17 protein-coding genes, 4 tRNA genes and 1 other RNA gene are annotated in these 21,830 nt (G+C 56.3%); 4 read left to right on the top strand and 18 right to left on the bottom strand.

The features are described 5' to 3' along the window. Positions 1-123: 123 nt before the first annotated feature. On the bottom strand, positions 124-2,682 hold the full coding sequence (locus ACX3P5_RS19585; protein ID WP_293002437.1) for a class I adenylate cyclase: 2,559 nt from the start codon (positions 2,680-2,682) through the stop codon (positions 124-126). Between the two features lie 313 nt (positions 2,683-2,995). Here ACX3P5_RS19585 and hemC point away from each other — a divergent pair, with 313 nt between their 5' ends. The 4 genes from hemC to hemY are packed head-to-tail and all read left to right on the top strand — an operon-like array spanning position 2,996 to position 7,020. Then, positions 2,996-3,937, top strand: a complete 942-nt coding sequence (hemC, locus tag ACX3P5_RS19580) for a hydroxymethylbilane synthase (protein ID WP_336756918.1) — start codon at positions 2,996-2,998, stop codon at positions 3,935-3,937. Further along, positions 3,934-4,662, top strand: a complete 729-nt coding sequence (gene hemD, locus ACX3P5_RS19575; protein WP_336756919.1) for a uroporphyrinogen-III synthase — start codon at positions 3,934-3,936, stop codon at positions 4,660-4,662. The genes hemC and hemD overlap by 4 nt, the downstream gene beginning before the upstream one ends. 25 nt (positions 4,663-4,687) lie before the next feature. Next, on the top strand, positions 4,688-5,821 hold the full coding sequence (gene hemX / locus ACX3P5_RS19570) for a uroporphyrinogen-III C-methyltransferase (RefSeq protein WP_233985658.1): 1,134 nt from the start codon (positions 4,688-4,690) through the stop codon (positions 5,819-5,821). A gap of 2 nt (positions 5,822-5,823) precedes the next feature. Continuing rightward, positions 5,824-7,020, top strand: coding sequence for a protoheme IX biogenesis protein HemY (hemY, locus tag ACX3P5_RS19565; RefSeq protein ID WP_233985659.1), 1,197 nt, complete (start codon positions 5,824-5,826; stop codon positions 7,018-7,020). 1,104 nt (positions 7,021-8,124) lie between these two features. Here hemY and ACX3P5_RS19560 read toward each other — a convergent pair. From ACX3P5_RS19560 to wecA, 17 genes are all read right to left on the bottom strand, one after another. Then, positions 8,125-8,254: non-coding RNA, RtT sRNA (locus ACX3P5_RS19560), on the bottom strand. Between the two features lie 32 nt (positions 8,255-8,286). Then, positions 8,287-8,363 (bottom strand) — tRNA-Pro (locus ACX3P5_RS19555). 20 nt (positions 8,364-8,383) lie between these two features. After that, a tRNA-Leu gene (locus ACX3P5_RS19550) sits at positions 8,384-8,470 on the bottom strand. A 16-nt stretch (positions 8,471-8,486) separates the two neighbouring features. Next, positions 8,487-8,562 (bottom strand) — tRNA-His (locus ACX3P5_RS19545). Positions 8,563-8,664: 102 nt separating this feature from the next. Beyond that, positions 8,665-8,741 (bottom strand) — tRNA-Arg (locus ACX3P5_RS19540). 158 nt (positions 8,742-8,899) lie between these two features. Next, positions 8,900-9,640, bottom strand: coding sequence for a lipopolysaccharide N-acetylmannosaminouronosyltransferase (wecG, locus tag ACX3P5_RS19535; RefSeq protein WP_458969153.1), 741 nt, complete (start codon positions 9,638-9,640; stop codon positions 8,900-8,902). A gap of 25 nt (positions 9,641-9,665) precedes the next feature. Then, the gene (gene wzyE, locus ACX3P5_RS19530; protein WP_233985661.1) at positions 9,666-11,009 is read right to left on the bottom strand and encodes an ECA oligosaccharide polymerase; all 1,344 of its coding nucleotides are present in this window, start codon (positions 11,007-11,009) and stop codon (positions 9,666-9,668) included. Further along, on the bottom strand, positions 11,006-12,073 hold the full coding sequence (gene wecF, locus ACX3P5_RS19525; protein WP_458969152.1) for a TDP-N-acetylfucosamine:lipid II N-acetylfucosaminyltransferase: 1,068 nt from the start codon (positions 12,071-12,073) through the stop codon (positions 11,006-11,008). Before wecF ends, wzyE begins: the two co-directional genes overlap by 4 nt. Then, positions 12,070-13,320 (bottom strand): lipid III flippase WzxE, encoded by a 1,251-nt coding sequence (gene wzxE / locus ACX3P5_RS19520; RefSeq protein ID WP_458969151.1) that lies wholly within the window; start codon positions 13,318-13,320, stop codon positions 12,070-12,072. The genes wecF and wzxE overlap by 4 nt, the downstream gene beginning before the upstream one ends. Beyond that, positions 13,320-14,450 (bottom strand): dTDP-4-amino-4,6-dideoxygalactose transaminase, encoded by a 1,131-nt coding sequence (gene rffA, locus ACX3P5_RS19515; RefSeq protein ID WP_458969150.1) that lies wholly within the window; start codon positions 14,448-14,450, stop codon positions 13,320-13,322. Before rffA ends, wzxE begins: the two co-directional genes overlap by 1 nt. Further along, the gene (gene rffC / locus ACX3P5_RS19510) at positions 14,437-15,144 is read right to left on the bottom strand and encodes a dTDP-4-amino-4,6-dideoxy-D-galactose acyltransferase (protein WP_336756927.1); all 708 of its coding nucleotides are present in this window, start codon (positions 15,142-15,144) and stop codon (positions 14,437-14,439) included. Before rffC ends, rffA begins: the two co-directional genes overlap by 14 nt. After that, on the bottom strand, positions 15,122-16,003 hold the full coding sequence (rfbA, locus tag ACX3P5_RS19505; protein WP_233985667.1) for a glucose-1-phosphate thymidylyltransferase RfbA: 882 nt from the start codon (positions 16,001-16,003) through the stop codon (positions 15,122-15,124). The genes rffC and rfbA overlap by 23 nt, the downstream gene beginning before the upstream one ends. A gap of 18 nt (positions 16,004-16,021) precedes the next feature. Next, positions 16,022-17,092, bottom strand: a complete 1,071-nt coding sequence (gene rffG / locus ACX3P5_RS19500; protein ID WP_336756931.1) for a dTDP-glucose 4,6-dehydratase — start codon at positions 17,090-17,092, stop codon at positions 16,022-16,024. Then, entirely contained in the window at positions 17,089-18,348 is a 1,260-nt protein-coding gene (gene wecC, locus ACX3P5_RS19495) for a UDP-N-acetyl-D-mannosamine dehydrogenase (protein WP_458969149.1), read from the bottom strand. The genes rffG and wecC overlap by 4 nt, the downstream gene beginning before the upstream one ends. Further along, positions 18,345-19,475 carry a non-hydrolyzing UDP-N-acetylglucosamine 2-epimerase gene (gene wecB, locus ACX3P5_RS19490; RefSeq protein WP_262287777.1) on the bottom strand — a complete coding sequence of 377 codons (1,131 nt, stop codon included), beginning with the start codon at positions 19,473-19,475 and terminating at the stop codon, positions 18,345-18,347. The genes wecC and wecB overlap by 4 nt, the downstream gene beginning before the upstream one ends. A gap of 10 nt (positions 19,476-19,485) precedes the next feature. After that, on the bottom strand, positions 19,486-20,535 hold the full coding sequence (gene wzzE / locus ACX3P5_RS19485; RefSeq protein WP_233985670.1) for an ECA polysaccharide chain length modulation protein: 1,050 nt from the start codon (positions 20,533-20,535) through the stop codon (positions 19,486-19,488). Between the two features lie 24 nt (positions 20,536-20,559). Beyond that, the gene (gene wecA, locus ACX3P5_RS19480) at positions 20,560-21,648 is read right to left on the bottom strand and encodes a UDP-N-acetylglucosamine--undecaprenyl-phosphate N-acetylglucosaminephosphotransferase (protein WP_233985671.1); all 1,089 of its coding nucleotides are present in this window, start codon (positions 21,646-21,648) and stop codon (positions 20,560-20,562) included. Positions 21,649-21,830 lie beyond the last annotated feature (182 nt).

Raw genomic sequence — 21,830 nt, 5'->3', positions numbered from 1 at the left:
ACCTGGATGCTTATCATCGCAGTTGAAGTTGGAAAAGCAACAGGAAATGCCCGCAAATAGCGTGAGCAGAGTGTCAGGCCAGGAAGATGATGGCCGCCTGCACAGGCAGGCGGCCGATCGCTATTAATGCACCTGATAGCGCGGCTGATAGTCGCCGTTGTCGTTGTCAGGCTGCGAGGCGCACAGCTGGGTCAGCGTCTGGCTGCGGAATGGAATCACCTGGAAACGTTCGCCAGTGTTCACGATCTGATAAAACTGCGGCAGGTTGAAGTTGATAAAACTGGAGCCGTAGGTGAAACGATCGTGCGATGAGGAGTAGAAGCGGCTGACGTCACGCACCAGCTCCTCTTTGCTGCCTTCACAGTGGTGATACACCTCGACCCGATTGGTCTCATCCAGAATGTAGATATTGAAACCACGCTCATCGGTGGTGTTTTCAAAAAAGAACTGGATGATGCCTTCGCTGGCATAGCCGTTCACCACCGGCGGCAGCGGCGTCTGGTTGGTTTCCACCTTGATCGACAGGCCGTGCAACTTGTTGTTGGAGATCGCACCGTAAAATTCAACCGCGTTTTCCAGCTTCTGTACCGACACGCTCATGCGTTCAAAGAACAGTCCCCAGGTCTGGCCCGCCATGCGCAGCGCCTTAAAGCGACCCGGCTCCTGACGCGTACTGGAGAGACGCAGCTCAATGCATTCCGAGACCAGCTGCTGCACACGGGTGCGGATCAGGCCGCGCAGATGCTGACTGTAGCAGAACACTTCGACCGTATCGGGTGGCGCAGCATCCTGATGCATTTTGCCAAGGATGGTTTTCAGCCCTTCAATCATCGCCTGTTCGCCGCTGAAGTGCAGCGTACGCACCTCATTCCACGAATTACGGTAGAGCAGGTCGATACTGCCGATCAGGCACTGTTGCTGCTGGCCAAAGCTGAACACATCCAGCTTGCGGAAGTCGAAATGCACCACCTGATTGCGAAACGCCGAGGTCGGATCGTGCTCAAGATTGACGATAATCGCGAGGTGGCGAATTTCACACGGACTGTAGAGCGCTTTCGGCGTCGGTGCCGGCAGACGCAGCGGGAAATGACTGGAGACGTCATTGACCAGCTCCTGCAGGCGCGCCAGATCGCAGATCTCATTGCCTTTAATGTGCAGCCGGGTTTTGCGGGTCAGCAGACCGTTAAACCACGCCCACGCCACCAGCTTATTCAGGTAACGGTTATATTCCAGCGGCTGATGGCTGATGATCGAATCCATGTCCGGTGCCTGATTATACAGATACCAGCCAGAGCGATTGGCCCGGCCAGGCGGCACGTGGATAAAGGTCAGATTCGGTTCAGAGAGATCGGGCGAAATCTGCGGATTCACCAGCGTCACTTTGCCCGGCAGTGCTTCAAATGCGGCGTACAGTTTACGGGTCAACACACCGATATCCTGCGGACTCGCGCTGACGCTTAAATTGTTGCGGCGGGCGAAGCGGATCAGATTGCGATAACTCTGCATCATCGCATCCAGCAGTTCGTTGTGCGCTTCACGCACCCGCTCGATTTTCCACTCGGCGCGGTTATCCAGGATGGCAATTTTCTCTTCATCCCAGCCCCACTCTTTCACCAGCTGCAGCAGAATTTCACGCCGCCAGCCGGTGCGATGCTGATGTTCTTCGGTGCTGAGTTTTTCGCACACTTTGAGATAGAAGCAGCGGCGCACCAGATCGAGACGTGGCTGATCGTCCACGCTGGTCAGATAATGGGTGACGCGCTCCAGCATCATGCAGTAGGGATCAAGCCCGAAGCAGATGATTTCGCCGTCGTGCAGACGCTGTTTGATGTCCATCGCCAGCAACTGCGTATTCGGGTATTCCCAGCTGTAGGCTTCCAGCAGCAGCGTTTTAAGCACCGCTTTGTAGGGTGAGTCGATGCTTTTATAGAGCTGCCACAGGCTGGCGCCGAAATATTCTTCCGCCGACAGCGTACCGAGGCCGCCCAGATCGAGCCACTCATTCGGCGTCAACACGCCTTTGGCATACAGCGACATCACGTAGTCGTCGTAATGGTGCTCTTCTTCGCCCGGCACCATATTCCACAGGATACGTTTACCCGCCATGCGCACCGCAGTACGGTAAAACTCATCCAGCAGCAGAATGTGTTGTGTTGAGCCGCAATCTTCCCCGCCCAGATTACCGCTTTCGTTATGCCGGAAACGGTTCTCATCGATCAGGAAAAAGCTCACTTCCACGCCCATGGAGACGCACCACTTCTGCAGCATGGTACATTTACGCTGCAGATTAAGGCGCTCTTCATTGTCCAGCCAGGATTGATGGCAGACCCAGATGTCGAGATCCGACACGCTGTTCTGACCCACAGACGAGGTGCTGCCCATCGAATAGATCGCCGTGATCGGCATTTCGCCTTTTGGCGTATCCGCCAGACGCAGGTCGCTGTCGCCGGTCAAATCGGCCAGCAGCTGACGCTGATTTTCATCAGGCGTGAAGAAGCTGATGCCATGTGGAACGCTACCTTCAAGGTAACCCGGCATCTGCGGATGTTGATAATGTAATAAGGTTGGCAGCAGACTGTAGACGCGCTGAAAAGCGGGTCCCATGGCAGCCAGTGCACGATCGACGCGCAGCTGGTTGATTGCATCCAGTCTCTGTTTCAGTGTCTCAATGTAGAGGTACAAGACGTTTCGCCTGATTGTCCCAGTGTTTAAGCACCCTGTTTCCACCATCTGCCGCTTATGAAGTGTAAAAGTGGGCAGATTATTGCTGGAAACGTGATCAATCTAACACCCGGCAGATTGACCGTAAAGAAAGTTGCGCTACTTAACAGTTTAGCACGTTCTTACTGGCTTCCCGCCTTTTCAGCACCGGTATCAAATGAGGCTTGATAAATCGGGCCTAATCCGCGAGCAGGCCGTTTTCAATCCGTTGAAACTGACAGCATTCCCCCATAGATGATAGGATATTCAGTGAACGATCAAAATGGTTAACAGCATGTTAGACAAAATTTTCAGAATTGCTACAAGACAAAGTCCGCTGGCCTTATGGCAGGCACATTATGTACAGCAACGTTTGATGAGCGCCCATCCTGGCCTGCGCGTTGAGCTGGTGCCGATGGTCACCAAAGGTGACATTATCCTTGACACCCCGCTGGCCAAAGTGGGCGGTAAAGGGCTGTTTGTCAAAGAGCTTGAACAGGCGATGCTGGACGGCCGTGCCGATATGGCGGTGCACTCGATGAAAGATGTGCCGGTCGATTTCCCGCTGGGGCTGGGTCTGGTCACCATTTGCGAGCGCGATGATCCGCGCGATGCGTTCGTTTCTCATCATTATGATTCGATTGATGCCCTGCCGCACGGTGCGGTGGTCGGAACCTCCAGCCTGCGCCGCCAGTGCCAGATCAGCGCGCGTCGCCCCGATCTGGTGATTCGATCGCTGCGCGGTAATGTCGGCACCCGCCTCGGCAAACTCGATGCCGGTGAATATGACGCCATTATCCTGGCCGTCGCCGGTCTCAAGCGTCTGGGCCTGGAAGATCGTATCCGTCAGGCACTGCCCGCTGAGATTTCACTGCCCGCCGTCGGCCAGGGCGCGGTCGGCATTGAATGCCGCGTGGATGACAGCACCTTAATCAGCCTGTTACAGGCATTAAACCACGATGATACTGCCGTCTGTGTCAAAGCGGAACGGGCCATGAACACCCGCTTAGAGGGCGGCTGTCAGGTTCCTATCGGCAGTTTTGCCGTGCTGGAAGGCGATGAGCTCTGGCTGCGTGGCATGGTTGGCGCACCGGATGGCAGCGTGATGGTCAGCGGCGAGCGGCGTGGACCGCGCGCGCAGGCCGAACAGATGGGCGTTTCACTTGCGGATGAACTGCTGAACGGCGGCGCGCGTGAAATTCTGCGAGAGGTCTATCAGGGGCAGCCGCCGGCATGACGATCCTGGTGACGCGTCCGGAACCCGCCGCAGCAGAGCTGGTGTCACGCCTGCATGCGCTGGGTAAGCAGGCCTGGAGCCTGCCGCTGATTGAGTTCGCGCCGGGCGTCGATCTGCCTCAGCTGCCGCAAAAGTTAGCGGCGCTGCAGCCTGGCGATCTGGTTTTTATCCTGTCACAGCAGGTTATCCACTACGCTCAACACGCGGTCACAGCGTGGCCCGCCGGGCTGGACTATTATGCAATTGGTCGTTCTACTGCACTGGCGTTTCATACCGCCAGTGGCCATCAGGTGACCTGGCCGCATGCGCAGGAAACCAGTGAAGAATTAATCCGGTTAAACACGCTGCAACAGGTTGCCCACAAACGTGCCCTTATTTTACGGGGCGACCCTGGCCGCGAGCTGCTGGCGGACACGTTAACTCAGCGGGGCGCAGAGGTAAGCTTTGCGGCCTGCTATCAGCGCTGTCAGAAGCAGTACAATGGCGCGACAGAAGGCCGGAGATGGCGCGATCGTGGCGTCTCAGTGCTGGTGGTCACCAGCGGTGAAATGTTACAACAGCTTTTTTCGCTGTTCCCCGCAGTTGATCGCGAGGAATGGCTGCTCAACTGCCGACTGATTGTCGTCAGTGAACGTTTGGCTACCCTGGCCGCAGGATTGGGTTGGCAGGATATTCAGGTAGCCGATGGTGCCGATAACGATGCGCTGTTGCGCGCGTTACGCTGAACTTTAACAATGGGATGTGCCACATATGACGGAACAAAAAGACTCCTCCGCCATGGTTGAAGAAACCACCCCAGCGGTTGACCGCTCTGCTGCCAGCAACACCACACCACCCCGTAAAGCAAAAAACGGTGGAATGGTGCTGGGTGCGGTTGCGATCGTCATTGCGCTGGCGATTGGTGCGGGTTTATACCTTAATGGGAAACATCAGGCTGATTTACAGGCACAGACCAACCAGCGCCTGAGCGAGCAGCTTAGCGCGCTCCAGCAGCAGGCCAGTAGCGATAAGCAGCAGCTCACCCAACAGCTGAGCAGCACCGAAACGGCCCTGCAGAAAGCCGAAGCACAACAGGGCGCATCCACAAAAGAGCTGGAAACGCTGCGTGAGAAAGTCGCCGTAATTTCAGGCAACGATGTCCGTAGCTGGTTGCTGGCACAGGCTGATTATCTGGTGAAACTGGCCGGTCGCAAACTATGGAGCGACCAGGATGTCACTACCGCTGCCGCGTTGCTGAAAAGCGCCGATGCCAGTCTGGCCGATATGAATGACCCGAGCGTAATGAATGTTCGTCGCGCCCTGACTCAGGATATCAGCACGCTCTCTTCGGTCACTCAGGTCGATTATGACGGTGTGATCCTGAAACTGAATCAGCTGTCGAACAACGTCGATAACCTGCGTCTGGCCGATAATGACAGCGATGATGCGCCGATGGATAGCGACGGCGGTGAACTGTCAGGTTCGGTGCGCGAATGGCGGCAGAATCTGGTGAAGAGCTGGCACAATTTTATGGATGACTTCATTACCATCCGTCGCCGTGACAACACCGCACAACCGCTGCTGGCCCCTAATCAGGACGTTTATCTGCGTGAGAACATTCGTTCTCGTCTGCTGATCGCCGCCCAGGCGGTGCCACGCCATCAGGATGAAATCTACAAACAGTCAATCGACACCGTTTCTGCCTGGGTTCGCGCCTGGTACGACACCAATGATGCCGCCACCAAAGCGTTTCTCGCCCAGCTGGATGAGCTGAGCCAGCAGAGCATCAATATGGACCTGCCAGATAATCTGGAAAGCCAGCCGTTACTTGAGCAGCTGATGCAAACCCGCGTGCGGAACCTGTTAGCGCAACCCTCTGCCGCTGCTAATCAGCAGGGAGGCTAAGCATGCTTAAGGTATTTATCCTCTTTATCCTGCTGATTGCGGGCGTGGTGCTGGGACCGATGATCGCCGGTCATCAGGGCTATGTGCTGATTCAGACCGATAACTGGAATATCGAAACCAGCGTTACCGGCCTGGTGATTATCCTGATCATCAGCCTGCTGGTGATTCTGGCGGTGGAGTGGCTGCTGCGTCGCGTGCTGCGTACCGGTGCCCGTACCCGCGGCTGGTTTACCGGCCGTAAGCGTCGTCGCGCCCAGCGTCATACCCAGTCGGCGCTGATGAAGCTGGCAGAAGGCGACCATCGTCAGGTTGAAAAGCTGCTCTCTAAGGATGCCGATCATGCAGATGTGCCGGTCGCTAACTACCTGCTGGCGGCGGAAGCGGCGCAACAGCGCGGTGATGAAGCCCGCGCCAATCAGCATCTGGAGCGGGCGGCTGAGCTGTCAGACAGCAACACCATTCCGGTAGAAATTGCCCGCGCGCGAATTCAGCTGGCGCGTAACGAAGATCACGCCGCCCGTCACAGCATCGATCGATTACTGGAAGTCGCGCCGCGCCATCCTGAAGTGCTGCGTCTGGCCGAACAGGCGTATATCCGTACCGGTGCCTGGAGCGCCCTGCTCGATATACTGCCTGCGATGCAGAAAACCCAGGTCGGCGATGACGATCATCGCACTGCCCTGCAGCAGCAAGCCTGGCTGGGCCTGATGAGTCAGGCGATGGCCGATCAGGGTAGCGATGGACTGAAGCGCTGGTGGGGCAATCTGAGCCGTAAAACCCGCCAGGAAACGACGCTGCAGGTGGCGATGGCTGACCACCTGATTGAGTGTGACGATCACGATACCGCGCAGTCAATCGTGCTGGAAGGGCTGAAACGTCACTATGACGATCGGCTGGTGCTGCTGATGCCGCGCATTAAGAGCGGCAATCCGGAGGCGCTGGAGAAAGCGTTACGCCAGCAGATCAAACAACACGGTGCGACGCCGCTGCTGCACAGCACGCTGGGTCAGTTGTTGATGCGTCATGGTGAATGGCAACAGGCGGCCGAGGCGCTGCAGCAGGCGCTGGCGCAACGTCCTGATGCGTTCGACTATGCGTGGCTGGCGGATGTGTATGATCGTCTGCATCGTCCGGAAGAAGCGGCGAAAATGCGTCGTGAGGGGTTACTGCTGACGCTGAAGAATAATCCCGGCGGCTGATCGGGCTTAACAGAGTATGAAAGCCGGGCATGCCCGGCTTTTTTGTGCCCGTCATTTACCGCCCGTTGTCAGTAACACGCAGATAAAAAAACACCTGCCATTGGCAGGTGTAAGATCAGGTCGGTAAGACAACCGGGAGGTACCTGACTCAACGTGGTGTCCGTTAACCCTGTAAGACTTACGCGATACAGGCAGGCAGACAACAGGTACCTAAAAATTGGCTCTGCATCATTCCCAGGTTTATGTTGCATCAGCAAACATAAGAGGTGGAATGAGCATCTACAAAATCATTACTGCATAATTCATGCCAGGTTTATGATTTTTTTAAAACCTCAATAATTCAGCAGGTTAAAGAATTAACTGAAAGCATCTTCCGGGAGACCTGCCGGGAAGTGTAGGTATTTAGCGACAGCGGTGACTTTCTCTGTCTCTGAATAGAGACAGTTAAAATAAACTGACTATGAACGCAATAATAACAATGACTTATCTGTCGGCAATTCACGACGCTGCCGATCCAGTTCATACTGCTGGCGAAATCAAAGTGGGATGAATCTGGCTACACGCGCAGACACGCTTCTACCATTGGGCAGGCTTCAGGAAGCATACGCCTTTCGCAAAGACGCAAAAAACGCCTTCACTGGCGGGCTCAGTGCGGGCGATTACGCACCTCATCCCTGAGGTGCGCCCGTAGCCAGGCTAACGCTTTGCGTTGTTTAAAAACGTTCCCCGCGGTTTTGTCTCTGGCCCGCGATGCTTTGCTACAGGCGTATGCTTCCTTCGCTTTACGTCTGGCAGACACATCAGGTACTTAGATTAGCACTCCAGACGGTTGCCAGCCCAAACCAGAGTCAGTCTGCCCGCAATGCAAATGCTCAACGCGCAGGGAATAGGGTCAGAGGAGGAAAGCGTCCCGCGCCAGGGACGGCGCGGGCCGAGCGGCCATGGATGGCATTAGCGCCTTTCCGATCTGACCGTATTCCCTGCGCAGGCTCGAACTTACAGCTACGCTGTTCCTCTGCACCCTACCCCAATCTCCCGCAGAAATTCTCATCCTCTTTTTATTCAGACGAAAAAAAACCTGTCTTTTCAGACAGGTTTCTAAAATGGTCGGCGAGAGAGGATTACCCGGCTCTGCGAGCCGCGCCCTGCGGGCCGTTGCTGAAGCAACGTTGTCTCGCTACGCTCGGCTCAAACCTCCTTCGGAGGTTCTCATCCTCTTTTTACTCAGACGAAAAAAAACCTGTCTTTTCAGACAGGTTTCTAAAATGGTCGGCGAGAGAGGATTCGAACCTCCGACCCACTGGTCCCAAACCAGTTGCGCTACCAAGCTGCGCTACTCGCCGATTTTTTTAACTGTTTTGCCTGGTGCGAAGAGAGGGACTTGAACCCTCACGTCCGTTAAGACACTAACACCTGAAGCTAGCGCGTCTACCAATTCCGCCACCTTCGCGTATCCCAGCAAAATCTGGGGTGGCTAATGGGACTCGAACCCACGACAACTGGAATCACAATCCAGGGCTCTACCAACTGAGCTATAGCCACCACAATACTTAATGTTACAAGTTCAAAACCTGCAGCATCTGAATCTTTACTGCCAACTAACGCGGTAAATCAAACCACCGAAGCTCATGCGCACAAACGATATGGCGCGCCCGACAGGATTCGAACCTGAGACCTCTGCCTCCGGAGGGCAGCGCTCTATCCAGCTGAGCTACGGGCGCGTAGCGCCGTTGCGGATGTGCATACTAGAGATAAGCGCCCATCGTGTCTAGTGCTTTTTCAATAAAAAAACGCGTTTGATTACGCTTTGTGCATTTCGTCGACAAATAGTGCACTTCTCCCGCCGTAACGGGTAAAAACGCGGCATTAATCAGCAATATCAGAGATCCCCCCGCCAGTGATAGCGCAAATATTTCAGCAGTTTTAATTGCCGCCGCAGGCGACTCGGTTGCCTGATCAGCCGGTAGAGCCACTCCAGTCCGAGCCGCTGCCAGATTTTAGGCGCACGCTTCACATGACCGGTGAAAACATCGTAGGTGCCACCAACACCCATATAGAGCGCATCAGGCCATTGAGCACGGCACGCCAGCATCAGCATCTCCTGACGAGGAGAACCCAGCGCCACCGTCACCAGCTTCGCGCCACTGGCAGCCACGCGGGCAAACAGTGCGTCCTGTTCGGCTGGGGCAAAGTAACCATCCTGCGCCCCGACAATGTTCACATTCCACTGGCGACGCAGCTTGTCGCAGGTTTCATCCAGCACCGCCTGACGTCCGCCGATCAGAAATACCGGCGTGCCTTCGCGTCCGGCCCGCTCCATCAGCGCTTCCCATAAATCTGCGCCCGCAATGCGCTGCACCGACGCCTGCGGGTATTTTTTACGAATCGAACGGACAATGCTGATGCCGTCCGGGTAAGCGAACTCCGCCTGCGCTAACAGGTTACGCAATCCCTCATCCTGTTCAGCAGTCAGAATCTTTTCTGCATTAATAGCCACTAAGATGCCGCTGCGCACGCCCTGCGGCGGCATTAAAAAATCCACCGCCGACGGCATACTGTCGAAGCCATACAAGGTGACGCCGCGAATCAGGTACTGCGGCGAGTCAGGTAACTTTGTCATATCTTCCGTCAATCCCAGAGGTTATTCAGGAGGGGCTATGTAACACCCGCCTGCTGCGGTCGCGAATTAAACCAGCGCGATCCAATAACCAGAATAGTAATTTAGCCAGGCCCAGGCAGGCGGCAAAAATAATCGCGAAAAACACCACGCGTGAGCCAAACGCATCCAGCCCTTCACGGGCCAGCACGATCATGTTGAACACCGCACCAAAACAGAAACTTTGCAGGATCGCCCCGCTGTAGCGATTGGTTTCCTGGCAGCCGCGCGCATAGAGCGCATCGAAGGCTTTAATAATCATCCCCACCGCCACCGCGCCAACAGGGATCGCCCAGACGCCACCCATTACCACCAGCGAGCCGATCAGCGTCGGTGAAATGGCCAGTCCCGAGTGGTTGTTCAGCACTTCCCAGGTGAAGTAGTTTGCGCTGTTCAGCACCGCCAGCGGACGATCCGGCCACAGCCAGCTGGGGATAAAGACATAAAAGTCACGCCACAGCGGCGCCAGCCCCTGAAACTCAATACGGGCATAGTTATCCAGCAGTAACGCCAGATTCTCCCACGGCGAGAAGGTATCACGCGTCAGGTAAAGGAAGGTGTAAAACGCTTCATCGCCCATGACGTCGAGGTTGTAACGGCGCAGCGCCAGCCAGAACATTCCGGCAATCGCCATGACGCCTGCGGTCGCCAGCATCCACAGCGTAATCCAGCCGCGGGTGATGCCGATAAACAGAAACAGGGCGAAGGCGATAATAATATTGGCCCGGGTCCCGCCGACCAGCGCATAGGTCAGCAAACCAAACGCGACTGTCACCACCAGAAACAGCAGCCAGTTGCGCTGCGTCGGACGCAAAAAATAGGGGATCAGCATCGCCGGAATAAAGAAATAGAAGAAGCGTTTCAGCGCCACGCCAGAGACTTCACTGGAAAAAATCTGGTTATAGGCGGTCAGGCGGAACAGCAGAAACCCATTGTGGATGAAAAACACCGTCACGGTGCCCAGCGCCACCAGCGCCAGAATGACACAGGTCAGATGGGTTTCGACCCGATTCATCTGCAGCCAGGGTTTAGCGGGCGGAGCATTAGCGGGCCTTAGCCGTACCTTATAGCTAACGTAGTAGATGGCATAAAAACCTGTGGCCGACAGCAGCGCCTCCAGCAGTGAGGGCACCGGCACGACCCCGACATTGAAGCGGAACACCAGTATGCTGGTCAGCGGAAAACCAAAGTAGAAGGTCAGTAAAAACAGCAGAGTGAAGAACAGGTGAAAGTTAAAACGCACCCGCTTAAACTCCCGCCAGGTCAGGGTCAGAATAAACCCCAGCGACAGCAGATAAACCATCAGCAGACCGCTAAACTGCATAAGGCTCATGACAACTCCCCTTCGCTGAGGCGTAATGCGTTGCGCCATCCCGCCAGATAGCCGGGGGCAAAAAAGGCGATCGCCTGCTTATCGCAGCCAGCCAGCTGACGGCGTGCTTCGGCAACGACCGCTGGTGTCAGCGCATCCTCACTGAACAGCACCGGCAGCTGCTGCTCCGCTACATCCCGCCAGAACGGATTTTTACGACTCAGAACAAACGGCACGTTGGCCTGAATCAACAGGCATAAAGTTCCGATGCCTTGCTGGCGTTCAAACATAAAATAACCGACATGGCAGCGCGCCAGCAGCGCTAAATAGTCATCAAACGCCATTTTTTCAGTGATCAGGTTCACCTGACCCTGCGGAAACAACGCCTCAGCCGCTGCCTGCACCTGACTGATATAAGCCTGATTGTTCGGCGGATAACCCAACGGCACCTCGATGCGCACCTGGTCGCCAAACTGCGCGCGAATCGCCTTCAATCCATCAATGTGCCGGTTGCTGGGATCGCCTGAATTTCCCAGCAGCAGAGTAAACGTCGGATCGGGCGCAGAGTGAACCGCGACTTCCGGCATGCGGGTCGGGAAATAGAGCAACGCGCCCGGCACCCGACGATGGCGCTGCTGGTAATGATGCAGATCGCCGCGGGTGGCAAAAACCTGCGCCACCCGTCCCTGCGCCATCCGGCGCAGAAAATAGAACAGGCGAAACTTCAGGCTGCGTGAATCTTCATACAGATCGGCGCCCCAGACGTGCCAGAACAGCTGGGAACGCTGCAGCTTACCGCTGAGTAGCGCCAGCCAGATCCAGGGATTGAACTGGCCGTGGCAGAAAAAGCGTTGCTGACGATTGCTGGCCCGCTGCAATACCGCCTGCGCCAGCGCCTTTTTACTGGTAAAGCACTCAATCTGTAAGGCACCGAACGGCGCTACGCTCTCAGGCTGCTGCGTCACCACCATAAAGTGGCGAGGTTTGGCCACAGGCTGTTCAACGCTCAGTACGTCGTTGAAAAAGCGCAGCACCGTAAGGTTGTGGTGGGGAATATCCGATCCCAGAACGTGAATTAAAGTCATTTTTTCCGGCAATAAATCATAAAGGCGCCACAACACAGGGCGAAATAAGCCATATAGGTAAACATGTAGGCCTGCGCCGCACCCGTTGCGCCATGTAACGGGATCAGCCAGCGTGAGAACAGCGTCAGCAACACAAACTGGCTGATCTCAGTCAGAACATAAAAGCGCAGCGAGGCTTTGGCGATCACCAGATATCCGAAAACGTAGGCGCCCACTTTAAAAACATCGCCACACAGTTGCCAGATAAACAGATCGCGCATGCCGCGAAACGCATCGGAAAACAGCAGGCTGATGGCAATATCACGCAGAACCCATACGCCAAAACTGGCCACCGCCACCGCCGGCAGCACAAAGCGCAGAGCACGCCCTATTTCCAGCGCGATATCGCGTTTGTTATCCAGTCGCGCCAGCGTCGGCAGCAGCCAGACGCTGAAGGTAGCGGTGATAAATTGCAGGTAGGCATCAGAGATGCTGGTCACGCCCTGCCAGAGACCGACCTGCGCCCAGCCCTGCTGCGCCGCCAGCAGGTTACGCATCATCACCCAGGCCACCGGCAGCGTTACGGTGGTAATCAGCGCCATCAGGGTATATTTGGTCAGGTTACGGGCCAGTTCAGGCTGCCATTGCGGACGCAGCCAGCTGAGCGGCAAAGGGATGCGGCGTTTCAGCAGCGCCATCGCCGGTAGAAGCAGTAACGCCGGTACCAGCGCCAGCCCGATCAGTGCGCCCTGATAACCGCCAAACCACCAGCACAGCAGATAGCCGCCGACCCCAATCAGGCTGCCGAGAATCAGCGCCAGCGCATTGCCGCGCGCATCACGATAGCCTTTCAGCAATGCCAGACTAAAGTTCGCCCAGGCAATGCCGAGCTGAAGAAACGCCACCACGCGGATCACGTTCTGATAGCGATCGTGACCAAACAGCGCATGGCTGATCGGCCCAGCCGCCAGCAGGAACAGCAGCGCCAGTACGCCGGAAAAGCCCAGCACCATGGTCGATGCGGTACCGACCAGCGCCCGCAACTGCTCCGGCTGCTGCTGATATTGCGCCACATAGCTGGTCACGCCGTTGAAAATGCCGGCACCGGCCAGCACGCCCAGTACGGTGATCAGCTGACGAAAGTTTCCAGCCTGACCGACGCCTTCCGGCCCGAAGCTGACCGCCAGCAGTTTGACCACCAGTAACCCGGCAACAATTTTTACCAGCGTGGACGAGGCGGTCCACACCGAGGCTCTGGCGAGTGACATCAGGAAAAGAAGCTCAGCAGCGAGCTGATAACCGTGCTCTGGTTATTATCCGACAGGTTGTAAAACAGCGGCAGGCGCAGCAGACGCTCACTTTCCACCGTGGTGAAACGATCGACGCCAGCAAACTGCGAAAAGCGCTGACCGGCGGGTGAACTGTGCAGCGGAATGTAGTGGAACACCGTCAGTATCTCGGCTTCTTTCATCCAGTTGATCAGCGCCTGACGATCGTCCTGATCGCGCAGTTTGATGTAGAACATATGCGCATTGTGCTCGCAGCTGGCAGGGATCACCGGCAGATCGATGCGCCCCTGCTCCGCCAGCGGCTGAAGCGCATCGTAGTAACGCTGCCAGAGACGCAGCCGTTGCTGATTAATACGTTCGGCCGCTTCCAGCTGCGCCCAGAGATAGGCCGCCTGCAGATCGGCCATCAGGTAGCTCGACCCCATATCGCGCCAGGTATATTTATCCACCTGACCGCGAAAGAACTGACTACGGTTAGTGCCTTTTTCCCGGATGATCTCGGCGCGTTCGACCAGGCTGGCGTCATTGATCAGTGTCGCGCCACCTTCGCCGCCGGCGGTGTAGTTTTTGGTTTCATGGAAGCTGAAGCAGCCAATATGGCCGATGGTGCCCAGCGCACGGCCTTTGTAGCGTGACATCACGCCCTGCGCCGCATCTTCTATCACAAACAGTTTATGCTTCGCCGCCAGCGCCATAATAGTGTCCATTTCACAGGCCACGCCTGCGTAGTGCACCGGCACGATGGCGCGGGTTTTTTCAGTGATGGCCGCTTCGATCAGCGTTTCATCAATGTTCATGGTGTCAGGACGCACATCGACAAACACAATGCGCGCACCGCGCAGCACAAAGGCGTTGGCAGTAGAGACAAAGGTGTAGCTCGGCATGATCACTTCATCGCCAGGCTGCAGATCGATCAACAGCGCCGCCATCTCCAGCGACGCGGTACAGGAAGGCGTCAGCAGCACTTTTTTGCTGCCAAAGCGCTGCTCCATCCACTGCTGGCAGCGACGGGTAAAACCGCCGTCTCCGCACAGCTTGCCGCTGTTCATTGCCGACTGCATGTACTCAATTTCGGTGCCCACAACCGGGGGTGCGTTAAATGGAATCATGACCTTTCCTGTAGAACCAGTAGGCGGTGCTGTCGATGCGGGCACCGCTGCGTAAATAGAGGCGCATCGCCGTAAGATTGCTGAGCTGAGTGGCGACATGGAGCTGCGCCAGCTGCCGCGCCCGCGCCCAGTCTGCTGCCGCCAGCATCAGCCGCTGACCCAGCCCCTGGCCCTGCGCGTCAGGCAGCACCGCCAGCAAGCCGATGCGGGCATCACCGTCCACTTCACGCAACGAGACGAAACCCTGCAGTTGGCCTGTGGCATCCGCAGCTACCAGGCATTGGTGATCAAAGGTGCCACGCACCGCATTTTCAATCCACTGGGCGTAAAAACGCCCGCTGGCGTCGGGCGCATACCAGGGCGCGCGGAAACGGCTCTGACTGAACAGCTGCGAGGCCGCCTCGCGCAGTGACGGAATCTGCGCCTCGCGCGCAATGCGAATGCCGCTCTGTCGTTCGGTCTGTTTAATCGCCAGCGTCAGGTCCGCTTCGCCTTCCACCAGCTGGAACCGGTGCTGCTGCAGCGTATCAATCAGTGCGGTCTGGCTGGCAGGTACTTTAATCTGCAGCAGCGCGCAGGGATGCTGCAACGCTGCGTCCAGCGCAGTGTCACCGTTAAGATCCAGCCGCACGGTGTCGATACCGAAGAACTGGCTCTCCCAGCTAAGAGGATTAATATTGACGTGGACGGGCATGTAATAAATCCAGCAGGTATTGGCCGTAGCCGGTTTTCGTCAGCGCTTCGCCGGCCGCACGTAGCTGGTCATCACTCAGCCAGCTGTTGCGCCAGGCGATCTCTTCCAGGCAGGCGATTTTAAAGCCCTGGCGCTTTTCGACCGTCTGCACAAACATGCTCGCTTCCACCAGGCTGTCATGGGTGCCGGTATCCAGCCATGCGAATCCCCTTCCCAGCAGTTCGACAGTCAGCTCACCGCGCTCAAGGTACATCTGATTAATAGCAGTGATTTCCAGTTCGCCGCGTGACGAAGGTTTCACCTGTCTGGCGAAGTCGACCACCTGATTGTCGTAGAAATAGAGGCCGGTGACCGCCCAGCGGGATTTCGGTTGCGCTGGCTTTTCTTCAATAGAAATCGCTTTAAAGTCATCATCGAATTCCACCACACCAAAGCGTTCGGGATCCATTACCTGATAACCAAACACGGTTGCGCCGCGGTTCTGCTCTGCGACTTTCTTCAGCTTCGGACTGAAGCCCTGGCCGAAGTAAAGATTATCACCCAGCACCAGGCAGCAATTGTCGTCACCAATAAAAGATTCACCGATGATAAACGCCTGCGCCAGCCCATCCGGATGAGGCTGAACCGCGTAACTCAATCGAACACCAAATTCCGTCCCGTCGCCAAGCAGGCGTTCAAACTGCGCCCGATCTTCTGGTGTAGTAATCAGCAAAATATCGCGAATACCCGCCAGCATCAGCACTGACAGCGGGTAATAGATCATCGGTTTGTCATAGACCGGCAGCAGTTGTTTTGAAACTGCACGGGTGATGGGATGTAAACGTGTGCCCGATCCTCCGGCTAAAATGATGCCTTTCATCGCTGCTCCTTTCGCTGTTTATTGCGATAAGCCGAGGCGCTCGCCACGGTAGCGGCCATCGAGAATGGCTTGCCACCAGTCGGGATTCGCCAGATACCAGGCGACTGTTTTACGCATGCCGCTTTCAAACGTTTCCTGCGGCGTCCAGCCTAATTCGCGCGCGATCTTACTGGCGTCAATTGCGTAACGCTGGTCATGGCCGGGCCGATCGGTAACGTAGGTAATCAGGTCGCGATAATGGGCCAGCCGCTGCGGTTTTTGATCTGCCGCCAGCTCTTCCAGCAGGCTGCATACGGTTTCCACCACTTCAATATTACGCCGCTCATTATGGCCACCAATATTATAAGTCTCACCGGGCTTGCCCTGGCTGACCACCTGATACAGTGCGCGGGCATGGTCTTCTACATAGAGCCAGTCACGTATCTGTTGTCCGTTGCCGTACACCGGCAACGCTTTACCCGCCAGCGCGTTAATGATGGTGAGCGGGATCAGTTTTTCCGGGAAATGACATGGACCATAATTGTTTGAACAGTTGGTCACCAGCGTCGGCAAACCGTAGGTTCGGCGCCAGGCACGGACTAAATGATCACTGCTGGCTTTACTGGCAGAGTAGGGGCTGCTGGGAGCGTAAGGCGTGGTTTCGGTGAAGTAATCCTCGCTGCCATGCAGATCGCCAAACACTTCGTCAGTTGAGATATGGTGGAAAATAAACGCCGCTTTGCGTGTAGCATCCAGCGCTTGCCAGTAAAAGCGTGCAGCTTCCAGCAGCTGGTAAGTTCCAACGATGTTGGTTTCGATAAAGGCAATCGGCCCATCAATAGAGCGATCAACGTGACTTTCCGCAGCCAGGTGCATCACACAATCTGGCTGATAGCGGTCAAAGATCTGATCGAGCGCCGGGCGATCGCAAATGTCAGCCTGCTCAAAGTTAAAACGTGGCGAATCGGCGACGCTGCTTAGCGAAGCCAGGTTGCCAGCATAGCTGAGTTTATCGACCACCACGACCTGATGATCAGTTTCGGCAATCAGAAAGCGCACCAGTGCCGAGCCGATAAAACCGGCACCGCCAGTGACCAGAAAACGTTTCATCGCCAGACGCCTTTGGTATCAACCACCCACTGCTGACGGACTGCGGCGGCATCCACTGCGCGGAAAGCGCGGTGATCAACCAGCATCACCAGAATGTCCGCCTGTGCCAGCGCCTGCTCGCTGGAGACCAGCGTGGCTCTGTCATTCAGCACCTCCGGAATCTGATCGATGTGCGGTTCAACCACCCAGCTGGTGCCGCTATGCCAGTCAGCAATCAGTCGCGCAACGCCCATTGCCGGGCTTTCGCGCAGGTCATCAATGTCAGGCTTAAAGGCCAGACCGAAACAGGCAATGGTCAGATCGCTGGCACGCTTGCCGGTTTGCGTCAGGCTGTCCGCCACCGCCGTTTTGACCTGATCCAGTACCCATTGCGGCTTGGCGTCATTCACTTCGCGCGCGGTCCGAATCAGACGGGCCAGTTCAGGATTCTGCGCCACGATGAACCAGGGATCGACGGCGATGCAGTGCCCGCCCACGCCCGGGCCAGGCTGCAGAATGTTAACGCGCGGATGACGATTGGCCAGCGCAATCAGTTCCCAGACGTTAATCCCCTGAGCGGCGCAAATCAGCGACAGCTCATTTGCAAAGGCGATATTAACGTCACGGAAGCTGTTTTCGGTCAGCTTACACATCTCAGCGGTGCGGGCGTTGGTTTCCACGCATTCGCCTTTCAAAAATAGCCGATAGAGTTCACTGGCGCGTGCCGAACAGGCTGGTGTCATGCCGCCAATCACCCGATCGTTATTGATCAGCTCTACCATCACCTTGCCCGGCAGCACCCGCTCCGGACAGTAAGCGATAAAAATATCGGGCGTCTCACTCTGCTGCGGGAAACGCAGATCGGGACGCGCAGCCGCCAGCCACGCGGCCATCTGCTCGGTGGTGCCGACCGGCGAGGTAGATTCAAGAATCACTAAATCGCCCGTTTTCAGGACCGGCGCGATCGACTCTGCTGCGGCTTTCACAAAGCGCAGATCGGGCTGATAGCCCGCCTGGAAGGGCGTTGGCACCGCAATCAGAAACGCGTCAGCGGCTTCCGGCTGGGTGGTCGCCCGCAAATCACCGCGCGTCACGGCAGCGTGCACCACCTGGTCTAAATCGGGTTCCACGATATGAATCGCGCCACGATTAATGGTGTCAACCGCACGGGCATTGATATCAACGCCCACCACTTTTTTTCCCTTTGAGGCAAAAACGGCTGCCGTTGGCAGCCCAATGTATCCCAGTCCAATCACGGAAATGGTTTCAAAACTCATAAGTCGGCTCGGTTATCTTTTAAGGCTTGTAAAATACGGCCACAGGCTTTGCCATCGCCATACGGATTATGGGCATGGCTCATCGCCTGCCAGGCGTTATCGTCAGTCAGCAGGGTGCTGACCTCAGCCACGATTCTGGCAATATCCGTCCCCACCAGTTTTACCGTACCGGCATCGACCGCTTCGGGCCGCTCGGTGGTATCACGCATCACCAGTACCGGCTTGCCCAGCGATGGCGCTTCCTCCTGAATCCCTCCTGAATCGGTGAGAATCAGCCAGGCGCGGTTCATCAGCCAGACAAAAGGCAGATACTCCTGGGGCTCGATCAGAATGATATTTTCAATGCCGCTAAGTATACGGTTAACCGGCTCGCTAACGTTGGGGTTCAGGTGCACCGGATAGACGATTTGCGCTTCCGGATGCTGACGCGCAATCTGCGCCAGCGCGCTACAGATGCGCTCAAATCCGTCGCCAAAACTTTCACGCCGATGGCCGGTGACCAGCACCAGCTTCTTGCTGTCGTCGAGGAACGGATAGCGGGCCGCCAGCTGAGCATTCAGATTGGTGTCATCCAGCACCCGATCGCGCACCCATAACAGCGCATCAATCACCGTGTTGCCGGTCACCACGATGCGCGCATCCGGCAGATTTTCCTGCAGCAGATTCTGGCGCGATCGCAACGTCGGTGTGAAATGGAGACGGGCAAGATGGCCGGTGAGTTTGCGGTTTCCCTCTTCCGGCCACGGCGAGGCGAGATCGCCGGTGCGCAGTCCGGCTTCAACATGACCCACAGGGATTTGCTGATAAAACGCCGCCAGGCTGGCCGCTAAGGTGGTGGTTGTGTCGCCGTGAACCAGCACAATGTCCGGTTTGAAGTCGAGCAACACGTTCTTCATGCCCTCTAAAATGCGGCAGGTGATCTCGGTCAGCCCCTGCTCTGGTCGCATAATATTGAGGTCGTAGTCCGGCTGCAGCTGAAACAGGCGCAGCACCTGATCGAGCATCTCGCGATGCTGTGCAGTGACGCACAGCCGCGATTCAAAAGCCGGATCCTGCGCCAGCGCCTGAACCAGCGGTGCCATTTTAATTGCTTCAGGACGGGTACCAAATACTGTCAGAACTTTCACACTGTTTCTCTCAATGACGCTGGTCTGAGATCAGACGCGGACGACGTGTCAGCGCCACACCAGCACCCACCAATGCCCCTACGGCACCCCACATAATCATCATGAACAGGCGGCGCGGACTATCACGCGACACCGGCTCTTCTGGGGTACGCAGGTAACGGTAAGTCTGGAACTTGCTGTTCAGTGTCGGGCCGGCTACCAGCGTGGTCAGCATGGCTCTGTTCTGATCATAGCTTATATCGAAGTTGGGTCCGGTGGCGCGCAGGGTATCAAGCTGCCCCTGTAACACCGGCTTGCCCAGCAGAAACAGATCGCTGTCCGCCAGGTTTTCCCCGGCTTCGCGCGCCTGCTTTTCATTAATCCCCTGCTGGCTGGCGATCTTCAGCGCCTGCTCCAGGCGATGTTGCTGACGCTGAAACACCGCGTTAGCCACATCTTCCTGCCGTTTGACCTGCGCCTGAAGCTGCGCCGTCCGTGCCTGCCAGGCACCTTTAAACTCTTCATTCAGATGGCGTGCCGCCCGCTCGCTGGCGTAAGCAATGTACTGGCGCAGCAGGTTATTGGCATCGCTGGCGGTTTCCGCTTTAAGGCGGACATTGTCCGGCAGGTTATGTGCTGCATCGGCTGGCGTGAACACAATATTGCTGATCATATCGTCGAGCAGCGCGGCATCGTTGTGCGCGTTACCGGTTTTACGGCTTTTATAATAATCGGTTTGCTGCCAGAACTCGCGGCGCGTATCCCATGAGGCGAGTTGCATGGTGAACTCCTGATAGACCTCATCCATCACCGTGGGCGAGGGAGCAGAGAGCGTCAGCGCGTTATTGCGCACATCCAGGTTGGCAAGAAACTGCTGCTGCGCATAGTAAGAGCCCAGCATGTTGACGGTCGGGCGATCGGTAACCGCGGTGGTGCTCCAGACCTGCCTCATCAGCAGGGTCGCCAGCCAGGCGACCAGAGCAAACAGCAGCGCCAGCCCGACAATCCAGCGCTTGCCTTGCCATAAACGGCAACACAGGCCGCGAATATCCAGTTCGTTGTCCACAATCTCAGCAGGCATGGCAGCGTTATCCTTTATCAGCGCTTAGCGGGGTAAATTGTTTTTGGCGTTACGGTAATGGCTCAGACGGCGTTTAAGACGCCGGACACGTCGCGCCACGCGCCAGGCATGCTTCAGGCAGTAGCCGTAAACCATGAAGGCCACCAGGAACAGCAGCAGCATGACCCATTCCGGGATGAACGCCAGGTATTCACCCAAGACACCGATACCGGCAAGAATCGCGGCAGCAACGGTGATCAGCACAAAGGCCTGACGTGAGCTAAAACCAGCGCGCATGATCAGATGGTGGATATGCTGGCGGTCAGCAGAAAACGGGCTCATGCCTTTACGCAGACGGCGGTACATAATCGCCACCATGTCCATTAAAGGAATGGCGATCAGCCAGAGTGCGGTGACGGGAGTGATGGGATGGCTCAGACCCTGCGTCGTTTCCAGCAGAATCCAGATGATGGTGAAGCCGATCATTGTGCTGCCGGCATCGCCCATAAACACTTTAAAGCGGCGGCCGAGGAAGCCGAGGTTAAGCAGGATGTAAGGTAACGTGGCGGCGATCATCGCAAAACACCACATGGCGAGGCTGGTCTGGCCATCAAAGTAGAGGATGATGCCCATCGCCGCGAAGGTGACCGAAGAGAGTCCGCCGAGCAGGCCGTCAATGCCATCAACCATATTAAAGGCGTTAATCGCCGCCCAGACGGCAAACAGCGTCAGCACATAGCCAAACGGGCCGACAATCAGTTCAAAGGGTCCGACGATAAACCCAAGGCTCAGCAGATAAAGTTTGGCGCCGGTCATCATCACCACCGCGACGATCGCCTGCACCACGGCACGGATTTTCACGCTGATATCGAAACGATCGTCCAGTGCGCCAACCAGCACCAGCACCCCGGCGCACCCCAGATAGAGCAGCGCATGGGGCAGATAATAATTGGTTATCGCGAAGGTGAAGCAGATACCTGCAAACACAGAAATGCCGCCCACCAACGGAATCGCGCCATGATGGCGTTTACGTGAGTTAGGCTTATCAACCAGACCAATTTTTTTAGCTGCTTTTCGGGCAAAAAAGAGGAAAGCCAGGGAAAAGAGAAAAATTAAACCAAGCTCAGTACTCATAGTGAGTAAATTCACGTTAAACGCTCTCAGCTAACATCACGGGCAACAATACGCGAAACAATGCGCTTATCGCTGCGTCGGATTCCGAATTCTGCATAAAGAGATGCACGAACGGTCATTTATTCGCCACCACTACCACAGTCATTATTAATGCTCCTGCCAGTGTTCAATCCTATAGCTCA

The organism is Pantoea sp. S-LA4 (assembly GCF_054482835.1).
Note: the sequence above shows the minus strand (reverse complement) of the source record. Positions and strands in the feature narration are given on the sequence as shown.

What these genes read in the sequence shown, in the direction of transcription:
- hemC (WP_336756918.1), top strand. Translation starts at nt 2,996, where the DNA reads ATGTTAGACAAAATTTTCAGAATTGCTACAAGACAAAGTCCGCTGGCC.
- hemD (WP_336756919.1), top strand. Translation starts at nt 3,934, where the DNA reads ATGACGATCCTGGTGACGCGTCCGGAACCCGCCGCAGCAGAGCTGGTG.
- hemX (WP_233985658.1), top strand. Translation starts at nt 4,688, where the DNA reads ATGACGGAACAAAAAGACTCCTCCGCCATGGTTGAAGAAACCACCCCA.
- hemY (WP_233985659.1), top strand. Translation starts at nt 5,824, where the DNA reads ATGCTTAAGGTATTTATCCTCTTTATCCTGCTGATTGCGGGCGTGGTG.
- wecG (WP_458969153.1), bottom strand. Translation starts at nt 9,640, where the DNA reads ATGACAAAGTTACCTGACTCGCCGCAGTACCTGATTCGCGGCGTCACC.
- wzyE (WP_233985661.1), bottom strand. Translation starts at nt 11,009, where the DNA reads ATGAGCCTTATGCAGTTTAGCGGTCTGCTGATGGTTTATCTGCTGTCG.
- wecF (WP_458969152.1), bottom strand. Translation starts at nt 12,073, where the DNA reads ATGACTTTAATTCACGTTCTGGGATCGGATATTCCCCACCACAACCTT.
- wzxE (WP_458969151.1), bottom strand. Translation starts at nt 13,320, where the DNA reads ATGTCACTCGCCAGAGCCTCGGTGTGGACCGCCTCGTCCACGCTGGTA.
- rffA (WP_458969150.1), bottom strand. Translation starts at nt 14,450, where the DNA reads ATGATTCCATTTAACGCACCCCCGGTTGTGGGCACCGAAATTGAGTAC.
- rffC (WP_336756927.1), bottom strand. Translation starts at nt 15,144, where the DNA reads ATGCCCGTCCACGTCAATATTAATCCTCTTAGCTGGGAGAGCCAGTTC.
- rfbA (WP_233985667.1), bottom strand. Translation starts at nt 16,003, where the DNA reads ATGAAAGGCATCATTTTAGCCGGAGGATCGGGCACACGTTTACATCCC.
- rffG (WP_336756931.1), bottom strand. Translation starts at nt 17,092, where the DNA reads ATGAAACGTTTTCTGGTCACTGGCGGTGCCGGTTTTATCGGCTCGGCA.
- wecC (WP_458969149.1), bottom strand. Translation starts at nt 18,348, where the DNA reads ATGAGTTTTGAAACCATTTCCGTGATTGGACTGGGATACATTGGGCTG.
- wzzE (WP_233985670.1), bottom strand. Translation starts at nt 20,535, where the DNA reads ATGCCTGCTGAGATTGTGGACAACGAACTGGATATTCGCGGCCTGTGT.
- wecA (WP_233985671.1), bottom strand. Translation starts at nt 21,648, where the DNA reads ATGAGTACTGAGCTTGGTTTAATTTTTCTCTTTTCCCTGGCTTTCCTC.